Genomic DNA, 24,835 nt, shown 5'->3' on the forward strand with positions numbered 1-24,835 from the left:
AGACACAGGAATAGTGCGGTGTTTTAAGTAAGGCTACCGCACTATCCGCTAGGACCGCTAGAAAGTAACTTCGGAAAACACTGCGAACGCTTGCATGGGAGGCGTTGCCAAGTAGTCTGGCAGCATCTCTTGAAGCACCTGATCAAAAACTGAACGGAACTCGACATTCTCTCTGGAAAGTCTGACAAGTGCCTCTATAGATCCGCCGCTTACTGCCTTCTTTCGGTTCCACGTCCCCATGCGTCTTGTCGCCAAGCAACGGGTCAGGACTTCCTGGAAATCCAGTCCGAGGATTGCCTGGTCTCGAGCCTCCCTCAGTTCCTTGGCTTTTTGAATCTGAGCCTCTTCAGCGAGCCTTCTAGCCTCCTTCTCAGCCTCAACCGCAGCAAGATCGCGCTGGAACTCTTCCGTGGATCTGCGGGCCTCTTCCGCTCTTTGTTCGATGATATCTGGATGCTCTGGAGACTCACCAGATGCCCAGCGAGAAACCAGGGAAGACCAATTTTCGAGCAGAATCCTCTCGCCTCTGTTCTCACGAAGAGCGGAAAGCCATGTCCCAAAATCAGCCAGCTTATTGGGACCGTGCTCATCAATAAATCCTGCCGCGAGCACTTGAATTGTGCGGTACGAGTCAGGACCAGGGATGTGGGTTTTGCCGTTGCGATATCGGTAGGTAAAAGCAGGCTCCACAGTCTTTTTCACCAGCTCAAGGAGGGTATATTCAAAGTCCGCCCTGGTTGGATCCAAATCAAACGCTGATCCACCTACCTCAAACTGGTGGATGGGTGCCCGGCCCGATTGTTTCACACACCCACTTGTTTCATTAATAGCTGTTTCACTAAGAACTGTTTCACCGGCAATTTTTGCACCCTGGATAGCAGAAGGGGCCAGGCTTTCGGACCCCCTCCCGAGGTTCCCGTTTGGGGTCTGCGAGGTTCCCGTTTGGGGTCTGCGAGGTTCCCATTTGGGGTCTGTTGATATCGTTGAGTAATCTACGAGGTTCCCGTTTGGGGTCTGTTGATATCACAGAGTATTTTGCAAATCGCAGTGCCGGGCAGTTGAAGTCTTTGACCACTTCCTTGGTGTAAATTATAGAGTCAATATGGCACCATCCGTAGCTTTTTCGGGCTATCAGGAAGCGCCACAAGCCTACATCAACTGTATGATGTATCCGAAGGAGTCTGGTTTTCTGGAAGCGGAAGTCTTCTGAGCAGATCATTTGCTTTGCACGAAGAAGCTGAAGATATTTACGTGCTGAGTCAGACTTAATGTCCAGAGCAAAGGCTATTTCAGATTCAGTAGGATGCTCAAAAGTGCAGAGGGAGGCTAGGTAGAGCCAAAGAAGCTTTGCCCTGTATGGAATATCGAGATCCAGTAACAAGCGCGGTGCCTCAACATACCCATAATCCTCTTCAGAATAGGCGTGAGCATCATTGATTCTCGAATCAAGGCAAGCAAGGACTCTGGATTCCCATAGATGTGGCTTTATGATTGGGTTATGCGGGATATTGTAGCTTTGAAAAACACCCTTCCAGTAGTACGGGTCTGTGATATGAATCAAGACCTTCTCATTCAACGGATCTGTGCTAAGGAAGTCAAATACAACCATTCCCCTGACCTGGAGTGAATTAAGAAGCTCACTCACATTCTGCGGACTCATTTTTGCAGTCTTTGCCAGCTCCTTTTTCGTCGGGTTCTTCCTATCACCAATCAAACACAGGCAGATCATAAGCCATTTTTCATCAGCCGGTATTTTTGCTGTAATAAGGAAGTCAAAGATTTTTCCGTAACGACCAAGCGGGCGCCCATTGGAACCTATTCTTCTGAAGGCTTCCGCATGCTCTCGGATACGCTTATACGCTGGGTTCGTTATTAGTCGGACCCCGTTAGGTCCTACCGAGGCGGCCTCATCATTACGGACATCTGAATTTTCACTCTCTGACATACTCCGCGCTCCTTGCTCGGTATAGCATGTTGCAGCGGGAGTGGCTTTGTTATATCCTCAACCTGTAATAGTTGTGAGGTTGGAGCCACTCCTGGCCACGTTGCTGGGTTTAAGGTTTCAACCTTTAGTTTTTGTGTCATTCTCGAAGCCTCGCATTTATTGTTTCGTGTTCCTAAATCGCCAAACTTTACCGCTGAACTAGGAAGCTCCTGACCAAGCAGGATTCGTAACCGATATGCCCTTTACCTCCTTTCGCTATCGTTGAATGCCAAATCTGTCAGCGGTATGAGCGTGAACTTTATCGAAACACCCGAGGTCGCTAATCTCTATGAGATACGCACCTGCCCAACTTTGAGAGTTTATGCTGAGTTCTTTCACAAGCTCTGCGGACGCGAATGCGAGACGGGACGCCATAAGCACTCCAAGAAATGATTCCATAGATGAAGACAGTTTCCGCCATTATAGCGGATTTCCTTGCCGTGGAGATCACTTTTTGTGCGGAATAGTGTTCTCATCGCATCCCGCCTAGCTTGCCCCAACCTGGGCGCACGAACTCCTTTAAGTGACCAAAGGCCACTCGAGGGTTGGTGTCAAAATGGCATTAAACAGCGATTGATGATTTACGGCTTGAAAGCAGCACTGGAAGCGCTGCAAAGAAACCGTGAGCGCACACGATAGCTAGCAGGACCAGCCCGATACGACGAAGGTCTTCGATGTCCCCAAGCCGCTCAACAACCGACGCTGATTTGGAATCAGCGACCAGTCGACGCTCGGCCAGCAGCTGGTTTTCCAGCTCTGTGACCTCGCTTTCGAGCGCTTTGATATCGTTCTGGACCTTGGCGCGTGCAGTTAAATATGTGGCGGGAAGCTTGTTGCGTTCCGTAACAAGCGCGTTCAGAGAGTCTTTCTTTCGCTCGATCTGCGATTCCAAAGTTGTGACACTCAGGGCATTGCTGACCCGGGTTTCAACGAGCTGGGTGGTCCCTGACTCGATGTCGATATGCATCACTAGAAAGCCAAGAACAATGAAAAGGGTTCCGAGCACGCAGAGACCGAGCTTTCTGAGGCCCGCTGCCGGGAACGCCCAGAGCACGACGCCCGCAACTTCGCTCATTATTGCCCAGAAGATCGCGTCAACCGTCATATGCCCAGCTCGTGCCTGGAATATCACCAACGCCACCAAGCAAACCGCCAACCCAACGCCTGAAAGCACCCCCTGCAATTGGGCTTTCTCTGTGCTCATTTGCACTTTTTTCGGTGCGGGAGTCGACGACCAGGAGAACCGGGGTTTGTAACCAGTTTCGGTTAACGTGACGGCCGGGGGCGCAACAAAACCAAGTGGTGGCGCAACATCGGTAGCGGCCGGCGGTGTGACGATCAGAGCGGCTGCGGGTGCAACATTTACGGTCGTTACTGGGGTGGGCGTTGCGGGCGCCGTAATATTATCTATCTGGTCATTTTTATCCTGATACAGCTCTGAGGCCAGACCGGTAGGGACCGCATCTTGTGGCGCCACATTTAAGCCTGTTGCGGGAGCATCGCTTGTTACGGGAGCTATATAGGCATCGGATGAGGCGCCGGCATCAGTATGAGCGACCTCAAAAGTGATGTTGTTTTTTGGACGGGGAAATTCGATCACGCGCCCATAGCTATCCGACCCGGTCTGGGCTACTGGTTCCATAACTGAAACTTCATCCGTAGAGGACGCATGAACTTTGGATTTCGCCCTGGTCTTGCGGCGTGGATTGAGGACGTCGTGCAGGGCTGCTGCGTGAGCTTCTTCCGGAGAGAACTTATGTTTATTGATGTACCGACTTTTGTATGTCCGTAACTTACTTTTTTGTGACTGCGTTAAACCTTGCTGTGAATCCGCGTGATTGCTAGACTTTTCCATAGCTTACATTTCCTTTTCTGTAGAAAAAGGTTTTGTGAGTTAGTTACTGCGAAAGTTGGCGCTTTCGCAGTAACGCTACTAACAATTGTAACACACCCGTTCAGAAATCCCACGACCAATCGAGTTAATTTTTCAATTCCGTAACAAAAAAATCACCCATGAACATAAAATATACAAGAAACAAAATTTCGGATGCGAAACTTTGAAATTTCACAAATGAAACAAAAAAATTTCATTTACGGATCTTGCCTGATATGACACATAGCTATAACATAATAGATAGCACAGGAGAAAGATTATGCCGCGACACAAAAACCGAATCACGATAGGAAACAACAAAGGTGGTGTCGGAAAAACTACAACAACTGTTGAATTGTGTGCGCATGCGGTATATCAGCGGAAAAAGACCCTAATTGTTGATGCAGATCCACAAGCCAACGCCAGCCGCATCTTTCTTGGTTACAAACCTGGTGCAAAAGATACAACCCTGTTCGACGTGCTTTTGGGAGAAGCCGATGTCACAGATGCTTTGAAAAAAGCCACAGATAACTGGCCGGGAGTTTATGTGCTACCCGGTTCGCAAAAGCTGGAGTCGGCACATAAATTCCTCGAGTCGGAACCCGGATGGGAGACCGCCCTGGATGAGATAATTGAAAGCATCGAAGATAACTTCGACCTTATTCTAATCGACTCCCCACCCGCGCTGGGACTTCTGACGAAAATAGCGATCCGGGCAGCTAATAAGGTTTTGATCCCGACAGATACATCCATCTACGGCGAAGAAGCTGTAACCAAAATGTTTGCCCTGATCGAACACATTGAGAAGAAGACCAAGCACAAGGTCGAGCTCGTGCGGGTGGTCCTGGCAGCCATGCAAAAGGGTGGGGCGTATGCGACACGCGAAGCTCTCAGTAAGCTGAAAACCGAATACGGTGACTCGTTTCTGCCAATCGAACTTCCACATACTGTCAAAGTGATGGATGCGCAAAGAGCAGCGGTTCCAAAAGCTGCTGCACAAATCCTGCAAGATGATCACAAATTATACACCGGATATAAGCAACTGCTTGAGTCCATAATCTAAGGAAGGGTCCAGAATGTCTGACAAAGAACAAGCGAAGGAACTGTTCGACGCCGAAGACAACTTCACCATCAAGAAGAAGAACGTCAAATCAGGAGCCCTGGCCCGCTCTAACGAAGCGGAGAACGAAGGAGCAGACTCGGACGACGACTCAGCTGAAGGTAAATCATCGAGGTTCGATGTTAAATCGCTGTTCAGCGAGGAGGTGCCTGAAACTCGCAGTGAAGTTGTTGGATCGGTGCGTCTGAAGCCTTCCACTCGTAAGAAGCTAAAGAAGATCGTGGCGGATGAAATCCGTAGGGGCCGCAAGGTGTCCGAAACCTCCCTAATCTCAGAAATTCTCGAAAAAATCCTCTGAAACGGTGGCAGGTAGCCGACTACAAATAATGCTGGGTGGTATCGAATTTTGAGCGGCAATCAAACTGAGGCTTTGGGTTTGACGTTGATGATGCTATCCGGAGGGCTACTGATCTGGGGAGGAAGGTATAAAGCTGGACTCGTCATCTACCTTATTTCAGCTTTTGCCCTTCTTTGGAAGGTGTCAGAGCGGATACCCATGCCTGCGACGATCGTGTCCATTGTTGGACTCATTGTGTTCAGTCTGTTCATTCTTAGACGCGAAAGACGGGCTCGCAGCAACTAGCTCTTTATTCGAGAAGAGGGCGCGTGGAGTCTGATTCGGATCTCTGCGCGCACAAAAAGATCATTAGTATGGATAAAGGGCATTCCGGGGCTGCCCCCTTCCGGGCGAACACGAGTTTTTTTCAAAACGGCTGCCACGCCCCGGAGCCTCCCCACTTTGATCTTTGCGATCAGGAAAAACACCAACTTTCCAAGTCTAAACACAGTAACGCCAAGAAACAGAAGGGCATACAAGGCCAGCATCGTCCGGTTGCAGGTCATGACCCACATAGTAATTTCCTCATAGACTGTTTTGTTGCATATCTTCTGCGCGGCGAAGAACACTTAGCGCTCGCCGATAAAAGACCGCACGCCTTGCGCGCTCGCGCGACTGCCAACGTGATTTCAACATGAAATGGAAAGCCCGAAGAATCAACTTCTTCAGCTCACAAATCACGTATTCAAGCTTTAAGTCCAGGATGAGGGCTTGCTGCGTGCGTTTCTGTTCAATGCGGGGAACGAGATTAATCACATGCATGGCTTGTCTAATGCCTCATGTCACAGCTGGATGGGCGCCGCAGGTGGATCAAAGTTTGCTTCATAAAAGCATCCGGTTTCGTGCCGGTCAAGCGTTATAAGTTACAAAGATTTACGCTGTTTAAATCGAGACTTCAGCCGATGTTCGTGGTGCGCGTTTTGCTGGCTTTCCTCGCGCATCATCGAGGAACGTCTTGCAGCTTTGAGAGGTACAGAACCACCCATGGCCGCCTTTAGGTCTGCCTGTTTCTTTGTCTTTCCTCTGATACCGTCTTAACGGTGCCGATTGACAGTTAGGGCAGATATGGACTGGAGATTCGACAGGTTGTCCATTGTCATCGTCCATGAAGTGCTTGCAGCCTTCGGTGGAGCAGGCCCAAAGATATCCTTTGCCTGTCTTGCGCTTGTAGCGGCGCATCAAACCCGTTCCGCATTTGTGGCAAGCAAAGTTTTTTCGTTCGACAGGTCTATTGTCGGCATCGTCCATGAATGTTTTGCATTCAACCTTTGTACAACACCAGAAAGGGGATTTTCCCGCAGGAGAATAGCGGCGCAAACCGCTCTGACATTTAGGGCAAGGGAATCGGGGCTTAACCGCGCCGCGGCTTCCCAATGCTTGCATATCGGCCTGCAATTGCTTGAAGGATGGCTCAACTACATTAATGTAACTGCATTTGCCGCTGGCGATGACATCCAGTTTTTCCTCGAGATTGCGTGTAAAAGCGAAATCCATAAAAGCAAATCCGGCATTTACGAGCTGGTCGACGAGCAGCACGCCAGTCTCGGTTGGTTCCAGGAGTCGCTTCACTTCAAGAAGGTAGCCTTTACCCATTATGTTCTGCATGATTGACGAATACGTTGCGGGTCTGCCGATCCCTTCGACTTCCAGTTTGGCTATAAGGCTCGCCTTTGTAAATCGTGGAGGTGGCCTGGTTTCCTTGCGAAGCAGCCTGCCGGAATCAGCTTGCTTCGCCGATCCGATGCTGAGCAAAGGCACCTGGCCATTGTCTTCAGAGTCGCTTTCGGATCTATCCTTCACCGCATCCCTGGCTGTCAGAACGAGCCACCCTGGTTCGATCAATTTGCGGCCCCTGGCTTTGAACTCAAAGGTTTCGGTGCCTTCAGTTGCTTCGAGTGTGACAGTATTCACTTGGTATTTGGCGTCGGCGAGCTGCGAAGCGACGGATCGTTGCCAGATCAGACGATAGAGAGCGCGCTGCTGGTCGTCTTCGCCCGCTTCTCGAACTTCGATGTGAGTTGGCCTGATAGCCTCATGAGCTTCTTGCGCATCCTCCTTGGCCTTAAAGCGGCGCGGCTTTTCTGGAAGCAGCCAGCCCTGGCTCTGTGCGAAGACCCGAATTTCTCTAACGGCGTCTTCGCTGAAGTTCACGCTGTCTGTTCTGATGTACGTAATCGCGCCTTGTTCAAAGAGTCTTTGAGCGAGCCTTGACGTTACCTCTGGATCAAGTTTTAAGCTCACGCTTGCTGCCTGCAGGAGGAGCGATGTTGAGAATGGAGATGGCGGCGGCTCTTTCATCTGACCGTTCCCGGAATCTATGACACGGAAATGGCGGCAGGCAGCCGCTCGAGTCGCCAGAGCTTCATCGAGAACGTAGGGCTTTTCCTCAGCTATGAACGGTTTGGTATTCCACTCAGCTTTCCACGCCTCGCCATCAAACACTACGACGGCTCCGAAATGAATCGTTTTTTTGAACGACTTGATACGCTTCTCCTGGTCGACGACCAGCCGCACCGCTGGGCTTTGGACGCGGCCAGCCGAAAGGGACATGCCGAGCATGTCAGAAACCATCGGCGATACCAAATACCCGTAGATGCGGTCGAGAGCCCGTCGAGCTTCCTGTGCATGCACGAGTTCATAGTCGAGCTTTCGAGGCTTGGCGAGTGCTCCATGAACCGCACCGTGCGTGATTTCGTCGAATGTGATGCGTAGGTACTTTGATTCAGTGAGCCCTAGAGCTTCTTTCAGGTGCCACGCAATCGCTTCGCCTTCGCGATCGGGGTCTGTTGCAAGGTAGACCATCTCAGCATTGCGCAGCTCCTTTCGGATGCGGTTGACACGCTCCTCGCCACCAGGGAACGTGCGGCCTTGAATGGAGGCTGGTGGGATAAATTCGTAGTTGAGCTTGAAATTATGCCGATCAATTCCCAGGTCATTCCGAGGAAGATCACGGATGTGACCCACGCTTGCCATGACCTTCCAATCGCTGCCAAGAATTGATTCCAATTTTTTAATCTTGTTCGGACTTTCGACCACCATGAGTTTCATAAGCATTCCCTTCCGGTCAGAAAACGATAGCTGGGTTGCTCGTTACGGTTTTATCAACAGCGGGCGCCGGACTCTCGCCGGAGGAATTGTTACCAACGGAATTCGGAGGAAGAAGCAGAACAGGCGCATTTTCCATTGATCGCTTGGCCTCTCTTTTGGGTTTCAGAACTTTAAGCGTGACCGGTTCCGTGGAATCGGCTGCCTTGTCGAACTCGGGCTTGGGACCGTTCCCGATCTGAATTGAAGGAACAACGGGGATTGCTTTCGCATTTGCCTCAGCACTAGCAAGAATTTTCTCAACATAACTGGGCTTTCCTGTCTGATCCGGCTTGAATCCGCGCGTAAAGTTTCCTGAATAGTAACAGGAGAAAGCCGCGTTCAAGGCTGCTTGCTGCTCAGGAGTGCGTTTGGAAGCGCGCACATAGCAATCTTCGAGGATTTTTGAGCCTATGCGAAGGCTTGTGCATGGGTCAAATGCCTGCTCATAAGTGATTTCGTATCTCGGGAGGTTGTAGCGGTTGACTTGCGCAATGCCTACGGAGAAATTCCAACCGTCCGAAGCAAGCTGCCTGGCCGTGGCCAAAGCTTCATCAAGACTGCCAGGCTGCCGAGCCAAGCGACCGCCTACAACGCCTATTGCATAAGGGTTGTAATCAGATTCCACGTTAACGACTGCCGCCATAGTCTGTGGGGATACGGTTGGGGCGCACTCGTGCGCGAGTGCTAGGAAATCCAGCATATGTTCGTACCTCCTTTTATTCAGAAGCTTCTAAAACCAATGCGGCATTGTCCAATGAAAATGCGAGACAAAAAAAATAACTCTGACAGTGTCAGACCGAGAGAGGGTGGGCTGAGCGTTTTTTTCGGGAAAAAAGTGATATTTCATCTGAGGCAAGATTCGGTAATTTCGTTGTTTTGCAGGTAATAACTTGATGTCCATAGAAATGGGAGTCGAACAAAAAAAACCATGACAGTGTCAGAAGCCAAGCCGGGGTTTGGATATCGCGTGCAAGTCTTGAAGAAAAGTGGTTGTTTTATACTCTGTTTTGCTGCTGTTATATAGGTGTGAAATCCTTGAGGCGCGTTGAAGTAAATAGACCCCGCAGAATATTTTCGCCAGGAAGGTGATCATCAATGATTCCATCCTCTCAAAGATGGACGAAGCGCAATTCGATCGCGTGGCCGTAAAGTGTAGATGGTCAGAGCGGTCGCTGAATGTTGCAAAGGCTTTGATAGTTGAGGCCGCGTCATTATCCGAAGCGGCGGCGGCACACACAATGTCGCCTCAGCAGGCAAATGTGATTCGCGCCCGATTCCTGGCCAAGGCTGAAAAAATGCGCGTGGAAGAATTCATGCAGCGCGAGAAGCCGAGGTTTGGGTCGGCGTTTTTACCTTATACGAAAGGGATTCAGACTCTTCGAGACTGCGGTTACACGATTAAGCAAATAATCTCCTTTCTCGAGGAAAACGGTGTTTCTGTCTCGCGGTCGGCTGTCGAGGCATTTTTCAGGCACAGGAGCAAGCGATGAAATCCCAGGTTCTGGCAAATCAAAAGGGAGGGGTGGGAAAGTCTGCGGTCGCTGTTCAGATGGCGTATTTCTTTTATCTCCTTATGAACAAGCGTGTTCTTGTGGTTGATCTTGACCACCAAGGCAACACTTCAAAAGCCATTGCAAAGAGCGGCCTTGCGGCTGTATCCCGCATCTCAGCCAGTCAAATTTTGACATCCAAAGACGTTTCGATAGAAGACGGAGCATTTGTCGTAATCTCAGCTGACGATGAGCTGCGGGATTTGGAAAAACAGGGAAGCAGGCATAATGAGTTTGCAAATAACTTTTACTCTTTTCTAAAGGCCATGGACCAGAAATTCGATATTTGTCTCATTGATACAAACCCTAACCCGGACATTCGGCAGCTTGCTGCCCTCGTTGTTTGCGACTTTGTATTGTCACCTATTCAACTGAACCAGGAAGCGATTGACGGTATCGGGGATCTTTTGAACCATGAGCGGACAGGCATCCGCAAAATCAAGGCAGCGATCAATCCAAAGCTCGAGCTCATCGGCATTCTGCCAAATATTGTCGAGCCTACACCGTTCCAGCGTGAAAATCTCACAGAGCTTTCTGCCCATTTTGCTAGGCTTCTGATTCCGCTGCAGAGCGGCGGCTTCGCAGCGATCAAGAAAACTACGGCCATACCCGAAGCCCAGGCTGCAGGCTTGCCCGTCTGGAAGCTTGGTAAAACGTGCGGTCGGGAAGCGTGGACGCATATCAGGCCAGTGTTTGAGAAAATCGCCGCAACTATGGGAGTTCACTAATGGCACTCGATCTTTCGGCACTCAACGAGAAACCTTTTGCGCCGGTTGGTCCGGCCCTGCCGCCATCGTCGATGGGCAAGCCACTCGATATTCCACTGGCCGACATCGAAGAAGATCCAGACCAGCCTCGTAAGGAGTTTTCCGAAGAGGCCATGGAGGAGATCACAGCCAGCATCAGGGTGCGGGGGGTGAAGACGCCGGTATCCATACGCTCTCATCCAAGCAAGCCGGGGAAGTGGATGCTGAACTATGGCGCCCGCCGGTATCGGGGTTCTCTTGCTGCAGGTCGCAGGACCATACCAGCGTTCGTCGATGACGCTCATGACGATTATGACCAGGTTATTGAGAATATTCAGCGCGATGACCTAAAGCCTATGGAACTCGCTCTGTTTATTAAAAAGCGCCTCGAGGCCGGCGACAAGAAGCAGGAGATCGCGAAAAATCTAGGCAAGGACGGTGCGGCAATCACCCACTATCTGGCGATGATTGACCCGCCTGGCTGCGTGGAAGAGGCATACAGGAGCGGGAAATGTGTCTCGCCCAAGACGCTGTATGAGCTCCGTGCTCTGTATGAGAAATATCCTGCTCAGGTTGAGGCGTGGTGTGTCGATGCCCTTGAGATCACCCGGAAGTCGGTCGCTGATTTGGCAGCCGATTTGGCAGACAGAAACGGCCAAGCGCCTGGAGTTGCAATAGACGCTGATGACGGTCCTGGGGTTTCCGGCAGGCAAAGGGCCGAATCAGGCCAGAACCGAATCCCTGGATCGGACGAGTATAAGGGAGCCCAGGAATCAGGCAGCAGTGTCTGTGGCGATCCAGAGAGCACCACGCGAGTCAGGAAGGGTGAGGACGGAGAGCGCGACGGCAGCCCTAAAAAGGGTCTGGAGAAGCCCACATTCTCGCCGGAAGGGCGTCCGTTACTTGAACCAACCCGTATCAGCAAACCCCTTCTTGTGATCGAATACGATGGACGAGCGGCGAATGTGTTGTTGAATCTTCGACCCAGTGCACCGGGCCTTATACACATCCGCTTTGAAGATGGCACCGGGGAGCAGGAAGTCGAAGCCAGGGCCTGCAAAATCAGCTGTCTAACAGAGGCCCCCTGACCGCACGCCTAATCGAAAGGGGACGATGCTCTCCTGTCTCCCGCGATCTCATGGAAGTTTGTCCTTTGCTCCTCAAGGAAAAGGAGCACGGATTTGGTCATGACCAAGAAATTTGCAAGTTGAATGGGTAGCGCAGGATAGGCCAAGCGCCGGTGAATTACACGCGTAGTCGGATTGACCCCTTATTTCAGGTGTCGACTTATGGAGAAAGAAAGCCCTTATCTGAATGTGTACCTCGGTTCCCTCAAAAAGCCGTGGAGTGACTACTGTGAAACCCTCGGAAAAAAACCTGGCGCAGCTTTGAAAGAGGCCATACAGAAACAGCTCGAGAATGTGAAATCGCAGCCCGAGCCCTTGCGCCAGGTCCAATCGTCTTCAGATGATCAAACCAAGCTGCGTGTTGAGATTTTGCTGACCCCATCGGAAAAGACTGCAATCAAATCTCGAGCAAAGCTCGAGCGTTGCTCACAGCGCCGGTGGATCATAGACGCGATCCGCGCGGGGCTTACGAGGGAGCCACAATTCGAGATGAAGGAAATCGAAGCGCTTGGCGAGTCGAACTATCAACTGCTTGCCATCGGTCGCAATTTGAATCAGATGACCAAGGCCATGAATGAGGGATGTCGTGACCCCTCTGTTCTCGAGTCCATCCAGAGCTTGCGAAGGCTCATCGACGCACACACAGCAAAGGTTAGCGATGCCATCCGAGCAAGCCTTGAGAGGTGGAACATTGAATGACAAGGTCAGAGATTGAGCAAATCATTATGACTTCGGGTGAGCGCCTTTATTCCCGGCCATCGACTGGCAAGAGGCAGCGTAATATCCGTAGTGGTGAGCATACTGCTTCGTTGAAGCCAGTGCCCAGGAGAGACCCCACAGGCATACGGGAGATGATTTCTCGAACGGCAAGAATGTCGCCCGAAGTCATGGTTAAGATCTCGGGCGGTGGCCGGAATATGAGGCATATCAAGGCTCATTTCGACTACATATCGCGCGACGGGAAAGTTGCAATTGAGGATGAAAATGGTGATATCTACCTTGGCAGGGAGTCTTTAAAAGAGCTCAGGGATGCCTGGGCCAAGGGAGGGATAGGCATTCCTTTGGAGGGTGAAGGACGGAAAGAGGCATTCAACGTTGTCCTGTCCATGCCTCCTGGTACTGACAGGGAAGGCGTAAAGGCTGCCGTTCGTGGCTTCGCTTCTGAGCAATTTCGGAATCACCAGTACGCTTTTGCTGCCCACGAGGACGAAGATCACCCCCACGTTCACCTAACGATTAAAGCTATGGATCGCCATGGTATTCGGCTGAATCCGCGCAAGGGTGACTTGCGATTCTGGCGCGAACAATTCGCCAGGAAACTGCGCGAGCAGGGGATTGAGGCAAATGCAACGCCACGGCGGGCACGCGGCGTGGTCCAAAAGGCCGAGAAACAGGCACTCAGGCACATGGAAAACGAGTTCAAAGAAGGAAAACGGCAGGTCCCCCCCCGTTCGTTTCAGGCTCAGAGGCAGGACGCGGAGCTGGAAGCAGATATCGGGACGAAGCATCTAAACCCGCTGCATGATCGCATCAGCTCGGTACGGAAGCAGACACTAAAGGCATACGGGGAGATTGCCAGAACATTGGCTGCAGGGGATGATGAAGACAAGCGGCTGGCTCTGGAGATCGTGCGGTTTGTACAGACCATGCCGGCGACCATAACAAAACACGAAGAACTTGTGCAGAGGCTGCGGGAGAAGAAAAACATGCATGCCGAGCCCGAAAAAACAGGAATTCCAGGACACGACAGAACAAAGCCCGGCGTTGATTATAGTCGATGACGAGGAAGGGAGGGCTTAGCCCCCCTTGCCCCTTGGGCTATTGCAGGGATTCAGTTTGGTGGATGGAGCCGTTCCTGCTGTAGTCGTTGTACTCGGCCTCAGCAGCCGCGTACCTGTCAGCTTCAACCCAGAAGCCGCCGCGTTCGGGAGTGCCGACATAGCGAGGCGGTTTGATGTTTGTGGTCTCATAGTAGCTTCTACAATAGCCTGGAAGCTCGCCCCTGATATACCTATCCTGAGCCTCCGCCCCTTCCTTCCAGACGATGAGATTCGCATTCAGGGCTGCATAATCGCACCGATCGGTGCCATTGGTGATGGAGTCCACAAGCGAGGCCATTTTAGGGTCTTCTGTGGAGGAAGGGCAGAGGTTCAGAAAGTTTTTGCGTGCTTTCAGCGTGTCAGAAAGCTTCCACCTTTGGATGCTGAAATAGCGTCTGATAGCCGATCGGCATTCTCTCGGGCGCTTGCCCGTGGAGAGACAAAGAATTGCCTCACATGCGGCCTTTGTATCACCCGTGAACATGGATAGGGCTGGTGCCGAGGCGAATAATGTCGCGGCCAGAACGGAGCTGAGTGCAAAACGATTCATAACCACCTCTTATCTTTGAAAAATCTCGATGTCCACCCTGCGATTGGCTGCCTTTCCCATAGCTGACACGTTATCCGCAACGTAATCACCGGCTGACACATAGTTGACTGAAATGATGGCTGGCGACACTCCCTGGCCGATCAGGTAGCGCTGCGCATCCAGGGCGCGAATTAGCGCGACTTTCTCGTCAACGGCGCTGGGCCGCTTGCCGTCCGTTCGTCCACGCACTTCAACTCGGCGCGCTTTAGCGAGGAGGGGTAGCAGGCGAGCCTCCTCATCAGGGTTCAGCCGGAACCTCGTGCCCTTGGATGGGAAATAGATGCTAATCGTTTGCGACTCGGGGGCAGGTTGCATAGCGAGCGGATCCAAAACGGGGCGGGACTGTTCCTGGCGCAGCCTAGCTTCCGTCTGTGCCAGCTGCTGACGTAGAGCAATAACCTCCGCAGTTTCTGCATTATTGATCGGTTGCCGATTCGAGCCATCAACAACCGGCGGCTTTGGGGCCGAAGCGCATGATGCCAAAAGAAAGAAACCTGCTAGAGTTGCTGTGGTACGCATTATCAAACTCCTATATTGAATATTCTTTGAATCAAGATTCTCGTTGAGCACCGAGTCATCGGGTGCGTTCAGCGGTTCGCTCGACGACAGGCCGTGCAGGTTCCTGCTGGGTTTTGGATGGAGCAGACTTGTCGTACATAGGCACGACAGGAACCTTGTTCGCTCGCTCGCGAAGGGCTACGCGCTCGCCCACGGCGGCTTTCAACGCTTCCCGCTGTGCTGGGTTTTTCACCTTTGCATCAATTAAGGATGAGGCAACTGCTTCCACAACCTTGGCTTTGTCGGACTTCTGAGCCTCCCAGGTATTGCGCATGGTCGTGATTTCTTCTTTTCCAACCACTTTGCCGGCTTTGTCGCGCACCAACGTTTCAACGGTGACCGGGGTATTGCCTTTAAATTCCAGCTTGATTTCGTCTCCGCTTTTCACGTTTCCTTCGGACATGGCACGCTTCAGGTCAATGCCCCAGACAGTTTTCTCTCCCTTGGCCGTGGCCAATGTTACAAAGTAGCTCTGCTTTTCATCTGGATCGTGATTGAAGTTGGCCTGGCCATGATCCAGAACCTGCCCTTCATAAGCGCGAGAAGGGTTTTTACCCTTAAGACCGGAACGCTGAGCCTGGGCATGCTCCCTGGTCTCGGTGTCCTTCAGGCTTTTTGAGTGCGTCAGTTCTTGATTATCACCCACATGCGCAATGCTATTCTGGAACGTGCGATCACGCCTGCCTTCGAGAAGTTCCAAGTCCTGTTCAGTTGGCTTAAAGCCGCGGACGTCGATGCCGCGAAGGGTTGCCTCCATCCAGACCTGGCGTTTGAAATCCGGATGACCCGAGACGCTGATTGTTTTCCATCCCTTCGCATCGGCCATAGCCGCCATAGCCTTTGCAACGCGCTCATCATTCGATGCAGACACGAGAGATTCGCCTTTATCCTTAAATGCCACCTTGGACGGTTGTTCTTTGAAATAGAACCTGGAGCCGGCGACACGAAACTGGTTATGGACCTGATCCATCAGCTCCACTTGGCGACTTTGCTCATGTGCGTCGACAGCCTGGTTTTGAAGATCACCGACTTCCGGCTCTCTTCCCAGCACCGATGTGACGACGTTTGTTTCATCTGGAGTGTCGAGATTCAGCGCGGTTTTCCTGAGCGTTTCCTTGAGAGTGGAAAGGCGCGCATCTTCCTCCGGCGCCAGGCTTTGTTCATTTACAAGAATTTCGCCGTGGTTCATGGCTGCTCTCGTGTTCCTGGTTTCAGCAGAATCATTACGTTCATTCATGATAATGGCTCCTGAAAATTAAATGCGGACTCTTCAAATCTAAATTCACTGCGCGGCTGCGCTTTTGGTTGAATTTTCTGGTTTGCCAAGAACGCTCAGGTCCAGCGCAAACTCACTAGGGTAGGTGTCTTCAGACGCGGGAGTGGAAGACTCTATGCTCTCGAATTCCAAAGCTGCGAACACTTCCGACTCATCCATTATTCCGTCGTCGGGTGCTGAAAACTCCTCGATCATTGCCACCAGTTCGTCTTCAGAAGGCTCGACTTCATCTGGATCCCCTGTATCGGATATAGGGACTAGCTGCCGAGCTAAACCATTATCCTTATAGGAGACGAGGTCACTGACCGGACTGACGCCAGTAGAGGGTATATCCTGCTTGCTATCCACGGTGGATTGCGCACCTGTTTCTGCTGTCCCGAGCCCGTCCCCTTCACTCTCCTCGTAGTCATTGACCGCATCGAGAGCGTCAAAGAAGCCATTTACGAATGCTTCGACCTGCTCTGGTTCAATACCGTCGCCATCTGGCAATGGCACTTTGGAAAGATCCAAAGCCAGCGTGCTCAGGTCTATGCCTTTCGCCACGTCAGCCACTGTCGTTTCGCGCGAGCGGTCCTGCACAATTGCCTCGTGCAGATCAAAGTTCAAAGCAGGAATTGATACGGCGCATTCACCAGATCCCCAAGCGGCTTCAAGCTGCGCTTTTGATGGCAGCCTCCTGCCAAGCTTTGCGAGTGAAGGCGAAACAGACTTCAGGCGATCAATAAACACAGGGTCTGAAAAGTAATTGATCTTCGTACAGCGAATGGCTTTGGTGTTCTCGAGATTGATGATTTGCTCACGCTGGCTCATTTCCTTGAGTTCCTGGGGCATCATGAGAGCCCGCCTCTGATCGGATTCAGACTCACTGCGGCTGCCATCCGTTTTTCCGCCCAGCTGGCGGCTTTTTCCTTTGGCCTTAAACGTATAGTAGCCGAGCGCTTCTGAATATTCGTTCGCGTCACGCTGCTCCCGAGGGGTAAAGAAAATCTGACACGCATGGTTTGTGACAAGAGTTCGAGCATTTTCGCGCCCGTATCCTTTCGGGGGCTCAGCCTCAAGTTGTCCTGGCGATTGAATAATGGTCAGCATTCGGAGTCCGTAGCCGGCCATATACGAATTCGCCTTATCAATGATCCCGATCCTGCCCGGGGCGGTAAATTCATCGTTCAGCATGAGGCAGGTGTATTTGAGTTCAGGCGTTGAGTGCAGCAGCCGGTTGGTGTTGAGGTTCACAAGCTGAGTATAGAACATATTCAATAGCAGCTTGGCCTCTGCCAGCTTGTTGGCCGGAATGCCAAGATAGACCGACATTGGCCTTTTGCGGACGTCTCGCAAGTCGAAGTCATTGGCGCTGGTTGCCGCGTCTACGATAGGGCTGGCCCAGATGGTCAGTGGGACATTGAACGTCGCCATGATGCTTGAAAGCGTGTTGTCGGAAGTTGAAGTGAATCGGTTCAAAGCATCAACACATTCCATAGTCAGCGGAGGCAGGCCAACTCCATCCCATTTGGTGACTGGCACCAGCTTTCGTGCCGTTTTAATGTTGGCGCCAGCTCCTTTGAGAAGTGTTTCGACCCGTTCGATATTGGCCTGGGGAATGTCCTTTAAGATCACTCCAGGTGCTTGATTGCAGAGGGTATCTGCTTCTTCTCTAGTGGTGCCGGAAGCCTCCATAAGGGCTTTTGAGACTCTGTCCCGATTTTTTCCGACATCATTCAGAGTGATTTCACCGAATTCCCTGTAGTTGCGGGATTTTACAATGTTTTGGATGTGGTCTTTGACCGGCAAACCTTTTCCAGATGACTGACGCAGCAGCTCGCCCATGGTACGCGGCAGGTTCGGCGTTTCGCAGAGATATAGAGTTAAGCCGAGGAAAAGGTTGCGTGCGGCATCATCGAAAAAAGAGTCCTTGCCCTCGCCAGGATAGAGCGAATAGCCAATTGCGAGAATATCCGTAACTCGAAGGCGCGGATTGTCGCTGATATATCCCAGCGGATTGTAACGATGCGTCCTGCCCTCGACCGGGTTGCCATCGGAATCCTCAGTGATCGAGAAAGGGTTGAATAGGTAAATCTCCTGACCCCATTTAGCACGGAACTTTGAGGTGATCAGGAAGTTCTCCAGTTTGACATCGAGGGCGACCACCGATTCGGGCCAGGCGAGCAGGTTTGGAATTACGATGCCGACACCTTTTCCGCTTCGAGTCGGAGCTGACAGCAAAATGAACTGCATGCCAGGGAACATCAGAAAGCGATTTTTCAGTTTGCCAATGATGACGCCCGTTGAGCCTAATAGTCCAGCTTCGCTGATCTCGCTGGCATTGGCGAATCGTGCTTCTCCATGCAGCGAGCGGACTTCCCGCATTGATGCGATTACGGCCGCGAGGGTTGACCCATGCACTACCACCGTCGCCACAATCGCAGAGACTTTGAGACGCTTGGCTATCGCGATATCGGCTTGATAGTGTTGCCAGTAAGTCATCCAAGTCCAGAAATCAGTTTTGCCGAAAGGGTTTGCCTTGCTGAACACGAAGAACAAAAACCCGGCAAGCCAGATGGCAGCTGCGGTGGCAACGATGAATAGAGCGATTCCAAGAACCCATTTCAGCCAATTTGGTGCGATCATATTCCGCTCCCTTAAGCTTTGAGCGTCCGCTTTTTCATGGGGTCATACCAGAGTTCCGTAATATGCCGACCGGAACCACCGGCAACATCGTTATGGACATGCACAATGACATCGACGACAAGGTAGAGCAGGCGGCGAACAACTTCATAGGGAAGCGTGCGCCCCTGACGATTCTGTAGGACCATCAAAGCGAGTCTTTCAAACGTCAGCTCGCACGACCCTGCGTGACAGCTGGTTATGCTGCCGCCGTGGCCAGAGGCAGCTACATTGATAAAGTCGAACGCCTCTCCGCCGCGCAACTCGGCAAGCAGAATGCGTGTGGGTTTCATTCGCAGGCAGCTTTTGAGCAATGAGGCGGCTGTAACCGCCGCATTGTCTTCCTCCTTCGCTTCGCTTGGGTAAAACAGGTGGACGTGGTTAGGGTGGCTTGGCAGAAAGAGCTCCGGAACGTCTTCAATCGTGATAATGCGCTGATCACTCGGGATTTCCTGCATCAAGGCTTTCATGAAAGTTGTCTTGCCGGAGCCGGTTTCCCCTGCGACGACAATGACCTTTTCCAGTTGAACAGCACGGCGCAAAAATTCAATGAAATTGCCTTCCTCCTTGAGATTTAAAAGCTCGCGTTCCTGCTTCGTCAAATCCCCGGTCAGAGGCTTGATGTGCTGGAAGAAGCCCTGCTTCTCATAGTCGCTCAGGGTTCGGATATTGAATGATGGTTTGCGGATTGTGATTGAAACCGTCCCATGCTCACAGGCAGGCGGCATCACAATCTGCACGCGCTCTCCAAGTGGAAGAATGGCAGATAGAATCGGGCGGTTTTCTGAAATGTCATTATTGGTAAATTTAGCCGTGGCCGTTGCCAGCGAGATCAGGTGGTCCTGAGTAAGACCTGGAGCCTCATGCCGTTCCCATACGCTTTGGCGCTCGCAGAACACCTCAAAGGGGCGGTTTACGCAGATTTCGGTAATTTCCGGATCTTCCATCCACCTTTTTGCAAATTCAAGGTGATAGTTGACCGAGGCGGCCCGGTTTATTCCAGCGATGTATTCATTGGGCTGCGACATCGTACACACTCGAAAAATCAAGGTCACGGGCAACGTAAATACCGACCTGCTCGCCCTGATTTTTGTAAAGGGTTGGTGGAATGTTGATCGTGTTCTTCAGAGCTTCCGCAGCCATGTCCTGGCCCGCTTGGCTTGTGCTATTGAAGTTGATTTGATTGTTGCCGCCGCCGGTTCCGTTGGATGTGACTCCCCGGGCCACGTCGTCGATCAGGCTCAACATGATTGCAGCACCAAAGCGCTCCCAAAAATGGGTATCAATGTAGCCAGGAACGCCTGCGCCTCCGAGCTGGTCAGTTCCCCCAGAGTCGAGGTTAATAAGGACGCCGTTGGGAGTTTTGATTCGGGTCCAGAGGACGCCTATCCGTGCCTGACCCTGCCGCATGTTCGACTTATACTCGCCAGAAGCTGTAGACCCGCGTTCGAGCAGCAAAACTTTGCCATTGTCGGAGTAAATATTGCGCGTGATAACGCAAGCCGTCATCCCAGGCACAGTTGAGTCAATGCGGGTTTGTAAGGCGCAGTCTATGAAGCTCCCTTTCGCAAGGATAAAGTTCCGATCGCCAAGCATGGTGGCTTTACGCATGGGTGTGCGTGTGCCAGAGAGCATTTCAGCCATGCCACCGCTCTGCTGGCTTAGTTCGTCGCCATTCGACGCCTGACCTCGTTGCGGGCCTTCGCCGCTACTCACACCACCGGAGGCGACTGGCAAAACGGGAGTTTCCTGTCTTCCTCCAATAGCCATAAGTGATGATCCTGCTTTGTCTAAAATTTGTGCAGAATTCCCATTCCCCATAGTCATGGAGCCGGGAAGGGCTGGGGCAGCAGCCAAGGCGTTCGCCGATCCGGGGAGCGGGTCGGGTGAGGTTGGCTGCGGAAGTGCAGGGGGCGGCTCGGAGAATGTGCGGGCCGGCACAGCGCTCGTGAGGTGCGAAACGTTCTGCTTCGCAGTCTCATTCTCCCTGGCTGAATTCGCTTTGTATTTCCAGTAGCCGACACCTATGGATGCACAAAGAAGAAGCAGCAGGCCGAGCACGATCAGGCCTCGCTTTGGCGTTGATAGCCCCGTGTTATTGACGCTTGGCATCCCGCGCTCTTCACCCGGCAGCGCCGAAACAACTTGCTCGTAAGCCTGGTTGGTTGCCATCAGTTATTCTCCCCCGATTTCAGAATCCGCTTCACTCCAGGAACTGTGGTCCCGCCTTCGGCTGGGATTCCATCCGGATCGAAAGAATCGTTGTAGACCCCCACAACGGCTTTCCCGAGGCGTAACACCATTTCCTTGGAGACTCGCTGAAGAACCAAAGTATCTGGAAAGGCTGGATCTATATGACTATTGACGAGGCTTTCCGTCTTGTCAGCGGCCACCAGGAAGGCTGACGGAAAATCGCGATTGTTGGGAAACTTCAGATAGGTAAAACGCCCGTCATCGTAGGCCATCGTCGGGGCGATGTTTTCAGACGCATCGCCGATCTGCATCGAGTAGTTCCAATTTCGCGGCTCAGCTTTGGTGTCAAGGGCAGACCGTGTGCGCTGCTTGTCAGCCAGGCTTCTTTCAGCCGCCGCCTCATCGCCTGGATATTTGAACTCAACGCGGTAGGAGATTTTTTGGTTGGATGGAGCTTTGCCGCTGTTATTCGAGCCAGGCAATAGATAAAGATCCAGGTCATACATTCGCAAATTGGTCGTTACCATCAGGTTTGTGTCCCACTTGCCGGGTTCAGGCGCCATAGCTGGTTGGCCTTGTTCGCCCTTGATCGACTTGGCCTTGATATAGAGGATGTTGCGACGATCTGAAAATTCCCATCCCTGAGTGAAGCCGGAAGCGACATCCAGGATAGTTTCGTTTGGTGCGAATACGATTCGCGTTCCTATTCCGGCGACAGAGCGAATCACAACAACATCGCTGGGATTGTAATTTACATACTGGATACGGTTATCGAACCTGGAACTTTGCGGTACGTCTGCTGCGTATGCTGTTCCGGTAAGCGCAAGAAACGCCACTATGATGGAATGTTGCCTCATAGCGCACCGCCTGCCATTTCAGGGTCAACGCGGTATGTCAGTACCTGAAATCCCAATGGGTTTACAAGACGGGTACTTTCATCGGCAAGTGCGGTCGTGCGATATTCATAGCTGACAGTGGCTATCCAGCTCTTCGTTTCACCTTCCGAATTTTCTGCATCCACTCTCTTGACAGTCTTGCTAAAGCGCACTGTAGCAACGTGATTCGAGTCGGGGAGCACACCAGCTGAACCAGGAATCACGCTAAGAATTTTCACTGTCGCCCGAACTGTTTTCCCGTATTGCTTGTCGAGCGCATCCTTGCCGTCGAAAAGCTGGGCATATTCCTTGCCTGCATTTGCTGAAGAAAGCAGGCCGACAGTATCATAATCAGTTTTGAGGGTGTACCAATCATAGGTTTCGCGGGCGCGCACATACTTGGCTAGCCAATACCTGTCCAGGACTTCATCACCTGTAACCTGCTTATCTTTAAGCGCCGTTACAATATCGACAGCCCCTGTAGCATTATCCACGCGTATTAAAAATGGCGTCGATTCCTTGAGAGGCATCATCAGTGCGATGGCCAATATGGAGAGCGCGGTCACGCCTAGCGCTACTTTCGCAACGGTCCATGCCCGACGCTCCGACTTTTCAAGGGATTCCATCCGCGAGGCTTCCCAATCCATGGCTGCTTCAAAGATCTTTTCAGTGTTTGGTGTTTCCAGCTTTGGATTTCTTGCGAACATGCTTGGTACTCCCCTTCGTATCTTTGTTGTCAGGCGCATGATTCTCAGCCGGAGCCGCGTCCAAAGGCTCGTCGATCGCCAGATTCTGTGGCTGATCGTTAATTTTGACACGCGGTTTCCCGGCAAGCTCGGGCACGATCGGCTTGGTTGTCACGCACCCGGTGAAGCCGGCGATCAGAATGACGAGAAATGTATTTTTCATGGTTCGATCCCCGTTAACACCGTTACCGCTTACTTCGAGACCCTGCCGCCAGAGGCTTTGCCCCAGTTCTTCCCGATATTGGAGATTACATGCTGGCGATAAGCGGGATTCCACATTGTATTACCGGCTATTAAATGACTGCCGCGCCGCGCGGTGACCATCATGCCGGACTGCATGTCGCGGCGTGTTGTCATTGGGTTGGCGTTATTTCGGACGCCGCCGGCGAATTGCTTGGCACTGCTTACGGGTGCCAGCATGTGGCGGATACCCATTGCAGCCATGGATATGCCACCAGCCAATCCGGAAGCCATCGAGGTGGCTTGCAGGATGATCCAACATAGAACCCCTGTAAGCGTGCCGATCTGCATTGAGACGAACATGGGGTTGAGAATATCGGTTCCTGAGAGATCCGCAGAGGCGACGAAGACGTCAAAAGATTTGGTTGCGAAAGTCATGATAAAACCCATTATCACGATCGTCACGATGTAGTTCATCACCTGTGAGAACCAGCTATCAAAAAAGCGGGCTGTTGCGGGAAACATAAGAGAAACGATGAAGAGAGGCCCTAGTCCAAACATTACCGCCAGCGAAAATTTTGCGACGATGACAACCGCACCGCCGAGCAACGCCATGAGGATGGTTCCTGTGGCAACGATCAGTCCAGCAATGGCCCACCCGATGGCAGATCCGAAGCTAACGCCGGCGTCATCCGACTTTTGAAAGCACTGTGCGACGATATCAAGGCCCTTGCCCAGAGATTGATCCAATACTTGGTATATTGACGCAGGCTGGTTCGTGCTGTTCAGCGCTTGTGAGAGACCATTTTCAAGCCCATTGATTGCATCCACGACTCCACCGAGATATCCATCAATTGTGAGAGCAAAGGCCGCGATAATGATGATTTTCAAGCATTGCTTTGCAAACGTCCAGAACGCAGACTCGATGGCGCCAGTCATGATCATGTAGCCCGTGATTGTTATGTAAAGGGTTACGCCGGTAAGAACGAGCATTTGCAACGCAAAGATCAGGTTTGTCGCCGCAGGCTGAACAAACGCGTCTGTAGCATTTTTTACCGTCTCGCCAATAAACTGGAAAACCATCGGGTTCGTGTCCATATTGGGCCCTGTTACTTTTTGTTAATTTCTTCAGAAGTCAGCGGCTTGACTGGGCGCATGCCACTTCTTGAGCTCCATGTCATGGACGACTCGGCGCGATTGGCGTTGAAGCAGTTTGGTGTTGCAATGAGTTCCCCAGGATTGTCATTGCATTTTGCCAGCATTTCTCTGCGCTCTTTTTCGTGTTCCTTGAACCATTCCACGGTTTTGACATCTTTCTCTTTCTCACAGCCGGCTGCAATGAAACTGGTGACGACTATCAAAACTGCAAATTTCTTCATGACGTGTACTCCTGCTTAATTGAAGGTAAGGGGTGCAACCTGAATACCTTTTCTTGAGCTCCAGGTCCTGGCCTGTATTTCACGTTGTCGCTGGGCGTGAAGCTTTTCTTCTGCCGCCACAGCCATTTCGTAGAGCTGCAACTTGATCTGTTCATTATGAATATTTGCCTGCTCTGCTGCGATGCGGCCTTGCAATTCCGCCATGGCCTTCGGGTCCTGCGTGTCGTTAATTTTTCTCATAAGTTGATCAATCTGGTTAATTCGACTGCGAGCGGCCTCGTATGCGTCGAGAGCAAAGGCTTTATTCTGAGCGGGTCTTGCCGCCCCGGCTTCACAGGCTGTGCGCTGATCAGGAACCGAAATATGAGCGCAGCTGTCGAATGCTTTGTTCTCATCGTAAATACTCTTGCCACGAGCGTCGAGGCCGCTATAGCCGCCGTTCCTCACGCCGTCATAGACGGATTTCCAGTTTGGCGGAAGGTAGTCTCTTAGCGCAGGATCGTTCATGATCGTTCCGAGATTGCGTGATCCGGTGAGCGATTCATACTGGCGCTTGGCCTGGTTTATCTGTGCCATCATTTGATCGTATTGGAGTTTCCATTTCGCCATTGTCTCGATTTGGTTCGTCACCTGGGTGGTGATGCTTCCTACGTCGGTTACCGGGATCTGGGCAAGCGCTAGGCTGGATGATAGGGACATCATAATTGCGATGCTCGGAAGAATTGATTTCATAT

The 24,835-nt window shown here is 51.8% G+C and carries 25 protein-coding genes; 8 read left to right on the plus strand and 17 right to left on the minus strand.

What is annotated here, in order from left to right; genetic code table 11:
* Positions 1-57: 57 nt before the first annotated feature.
* The 3 genes from VFO10_RS18130 to VFO10_RS18140 all read right to left on the minus strand — a co-directional run bounded on the left by VFO10_RS18130 (position 58) and on the right by VFO10_RS18140 (position 3,839).
* On the minus strand, positions 58-807 hold the full coding sequence (locus tag VFO10_RS18130; RefSeq protein WP_325142747.1) for a hypothetical protein: 750 nt from the start codon (positions 805-807) through the stop codon (positions 58-60).
* Between the two features lie 43 nt (positions 808-850).
* Positions 851-1,945: a helix-turn-helix domain-containing protein gene (locus VFO10_RS18135; protein ID WP_325142749.1), complete on the minus strand. Its 1,095-nt coding sequence runs from the start codon at positions 1,943-1,945 to the stop codon at positions 851-853.
* Between the two features lie 601 nt (positions 1,946-2,546).
* Positions 2,547-3,839: a hypothetical protein gene (locus VFO10_RS18140; protein ID WP_325142751.1), complete on the minus strand. Its 1,293-nt coding sequence runs from the start codon at positions 3,837-3,839 to the stop codon at positions 2,547-2,549.
* A 298-nt stretch (positions 3,840-4,137) separates the two neighbouring features.
* Between VFO10_RS18140 and VFO10_RS18145 the strand changes: the two genes are divergently transcribed.
* The 3 genes from VFO10_RS18145 (at position 4,138) to VFO10_RS18155 (ending at position 5,952) form a co-directional block, all read left to right on the plus strand.
* Positions 4,138-4,920: a ParA family protein gene (locus tag VFO10_RS18145; RefSeq protein ID WP_325142753.1), complete on the plus strand. Its 783-nt coding sequence runs from the start codon at positions 4,138-4,140 to the stop codon at positions 4,918-4,920.
* 13 nt (positions 4,921-4,933) lie between these two features.
* The gene (locus VFO10_RS18150) at positions 4,934-5,275 is read left to right on the plus strand and encodes a hypothetical protein (protein ID WP_325142755.1); all 342 of its coding nucleotides are present in this window, start codon (positions 4,934-4,936) and stop codon (positions 5,273-5,275) included.
* Positions 5,276-5,583: 308 nt separating this feature from the next.
* Complete coding sequence (locus tag VFO10_RS18155) at positions 5,584-5,952, plus strand: hypothetical protein (protein WP_325142757.1); 369 nt, start codon at positions 5,584-5,586, stop codon at positions 5,950-5,952.
* A 244-nt stretch (positions 5,953-6,196) separates the two neighbouring features.
* On the opposite strand, the gene topA is transcribed toward VFO10_RS18155, so the two are convergent.
* The gene (topA, locus tag VFO10_RS18160; protein ID WP_325142758.1) at positions 6,197-8,362 is read right to left on the minus strand and encodes a type I DNA topoisomerase; all 2,166 of its coding nucleotides are present in this window, start codon (positions 8,360-8,362) and stop codon (positions 6,197-6,199) included.
* A gap of 16 nt (positions 8,363-8,378) precedes the next feature.
* A complete protein-coding gene (locus VFO10_RS18165; protein ID WP_325142760.1) occupies positions 8,379-9,101 on the minus strand; it encodes a lytic transglycosylase domain-containing protein in 723 nt (240 codons plus the stop codon).
* A 385-nt stretch (positions 9,102-9,486) separates the two neighbouring features.
* On the opposite strand from VFO10_RS18165, the gene VFO10_RS18170 reads away from it, so the two are divergent.
* From VFO10_RS18170 to VFO10_RS18190, 5 genes are all read left to right on the plus strand, one after another.
* Positions 9,487-9,891: a hypothetical protein gene (locus VFO10_RS18170; RefSeq protein WP_325142762.1), complete on the plus strand. Its 405-nt coding sequence runs from the start codon at positions 9,487-9,489 to the stop codon at positions 9,889-9,891.
* Complete coding sequence (locus tag VFO10_RS18175) at positions 9,888-10,679, plus strand: ParA family protein (protein WP_325142764.1); 792 nt, start codon at positions 9,888-9,890, stop codon at positions 10,677-10,679. The genes VFO10_RS18170 and VFO10_RS18175 overlap by 4 nt, the downstream gene beginning before the upstream one ends.
* Entirely contained in the window at positions 10,679-11,785 is a 1,107-nt protein-coding gene (locus VFO10_RS18180; RefSeq protein WP_325142766.1) for a ParB/RepB/Spo0J family partition protein, read from the plus strand. The genes VFO10_RS18175 and VFO10_RS18180 overlap by 1 nt, the downstream gene beginning before the upstream one ends.
* Positions 11,786-11,986: 201 nt before the next feature.
* Positions 11,987-12,523: a hypothetical protein gene (locus VFO10_RS18185; protein WP_325142769.1), complete on the plus strand. Its 537-nt coding sequence runs from the start codon at positions 11,987-11,989 to the stop codon at positions 12,521-12,523.
* Positions 12,524-12,741: 218 nt separating this feature from the next.
* Positions 12,742-13,605, plus strand: a complete 864-nt coding sequence (locus VFO10_RS18190; protein WP_325142772.1) for a relaxase/mobilization nuclease domain-containing protein — start codon at positions 12,742-12,744, stop codon at positions 13,603-13,605.
* A 37-nt stretch (positions 13,606-13,642) separates the two neighbouring features.
* Here VFO10_RS18190 and VFO10_RS18195 read toward each other — a convergent pair whose 3' ends face one another.
* Genes VFO10_RS18195 through virB5 form a run of 12 tightly spaced genes read right to left on the minus strand, consistent with a single transcriptional unit; the run spans position 13,643 to position 24,833 of the window.
* The gene (locus VFO10_RS18195; RefSeq protein WP_325142774.1) at positions 13,643-14,194 is read right to left on the minus strand and encodes a TrbM/KikA/MpfK family conjugal transfer protein; all 552 of its coding nucleotides are present in this window, start codon (positions 14,192-14,194) and stop codon (positions 13,643-13,645) included.
* Positions 14,195-14,203: 9 nt separating this feature from the next.
* Positions 14,204-14,752, minus strand: coding sequence for an OmpA family protein (locus VFO10_RS18200; protein WP_325142776.1), 549 nt, complete (start codon positions 14,750-14,752; stop codon positions 14,204-14,206).
* Between the two features lie 55 nt (positions 14,753-14,807).
* The gene (locus VFO10_RS18205) at positions 14,808-16,028 is read right to left on the minus strand and encodes an LPD7 domain-containing protein (protein WP_325142778.1); all 1,221 of its coding nucleotides are present in this window, start codon (positions 16,026-16,028) and stop codon (positions 14,808-14,810) included.
* A 45-nt stretch (positions 16,029-16,073) separates the two neighbouring features.
* Entirely contained in the window at positions 16,074-18,692 is a 2,619-nt protein-coding gene (locus VFO10_RS18210; RefSeq protein WP_325142780.1) for a type IV secretory system conjugative DNA transfer family protein, read from the minus strand.
* Positions 18,693-18,703: 11 nt separating this feature from the next.
* On the minus strand, positions 18,704-19,756 hold the full coding sequence (virB11, locus tag VFO10_RS18215) for a P-type DNA transfer ATPase VirB11 (RefSeq protein WP_325142782.1): 1,053 nt from the start codon (positions 19,754-19,756) through the stop codon (positions 18,704-18,706).
* Positions 19,740-20,900, minus strand: a complete 1,161-nt coding sequence (gene virB10, locus VFO10_RS18220) for a type IV secretion system protein VirB10 (protein WP_325142783.1) — start codon at positions 20,898-20,900, stop codon at positions 19,740-19,742. The genes virB11 and virB10 overlap by 17 nt, the downstream gene beginning before the upstream one ends.
* Positions 20,900-21,778 (minus strand): P-type conjugative transfer protein VirB9, encoded by an 879-nt coding sequence (gene virB9 / locus VFO10_RS18225; protein WP_325142785.1) that lies wholly within the window; start codon positions 21,776-21,778, stop codon positions 20,900-20,902. Before virB9 ends, virB10 begins: the two co-directional genes overlap by 1 nt.
* On the minus strand, positions 21,775-22,503 hold the full coding sequence (locus VFO10_RS18230) for a virB8 family protein (protein ID WP_325142787.1): 729 nt from the start codon (positions 22,501-22,503) through the stop codon (positions 21,775-21,777). Before VFO10_RS18230 ends, virB9 begins: the two co-directional genes overlap by 4 nt.
* Positions 22,463-22,705 carry a hypothetical protein gene (locus VFO10_RS18235; protein ID WP_325142789.1) on the minus strand — a complete coding sequence of 81 codons (243 nt, stop codon included), beginning with the start codon at positions 22,703-22,705 and terminating at the stop codon, positions 22,463-22,465. The genes VFO10_RS18230 and VFO10_RS18235 overlap by 41 nt, the downstream gene beginning before the upstream one ends.
* Before the next feature lie 29 nt (positions 22,706-22,734).
* A complete protein-coding gene (locus VFO10_RS18240) occupies positions 22,735-23,820 on the minus strand; it encodes a type IV secretion system protein (protein WP_325142791.1) in 1,086 nt (361 codons plus the stop codon).
* A gap of 11 nt (positions 23,821-23,831) precedes the next feature.
* Entirely contained in the window at positions 23,832-24,101 is a 270-nt protein-coding gene (locus tag VFO10_RS18245; protein ID WP_325142793.1) for an EexN family lipoprotein, read from the minus strand.
* Between the two features lie 15 nt (positions 24,102-24,116).
* Complete coding sequence (gene virB5, locus VFO10_RS18250) at positions 24,117-24,833, minus strand: P-type DNA transfer protein VirB5 (protein WP_325142795.1); 717 nt, start codon at positions 24,831-24,833, stop codon at positions 24,117-24,119.
* Between the last annotated feature and the right edge of the window lie 2 nt (positions 24,834-24,835).

It is taken from the genome of Oligoflexus sp., assembly GCF_035712445.1.
Taxonomy (GTDB): domain Bacteria; phylum Bdellovibrionota_B; class Oligoflexia; order Oligoflexales; family Oligoflexaceae; genus Oligoflexus.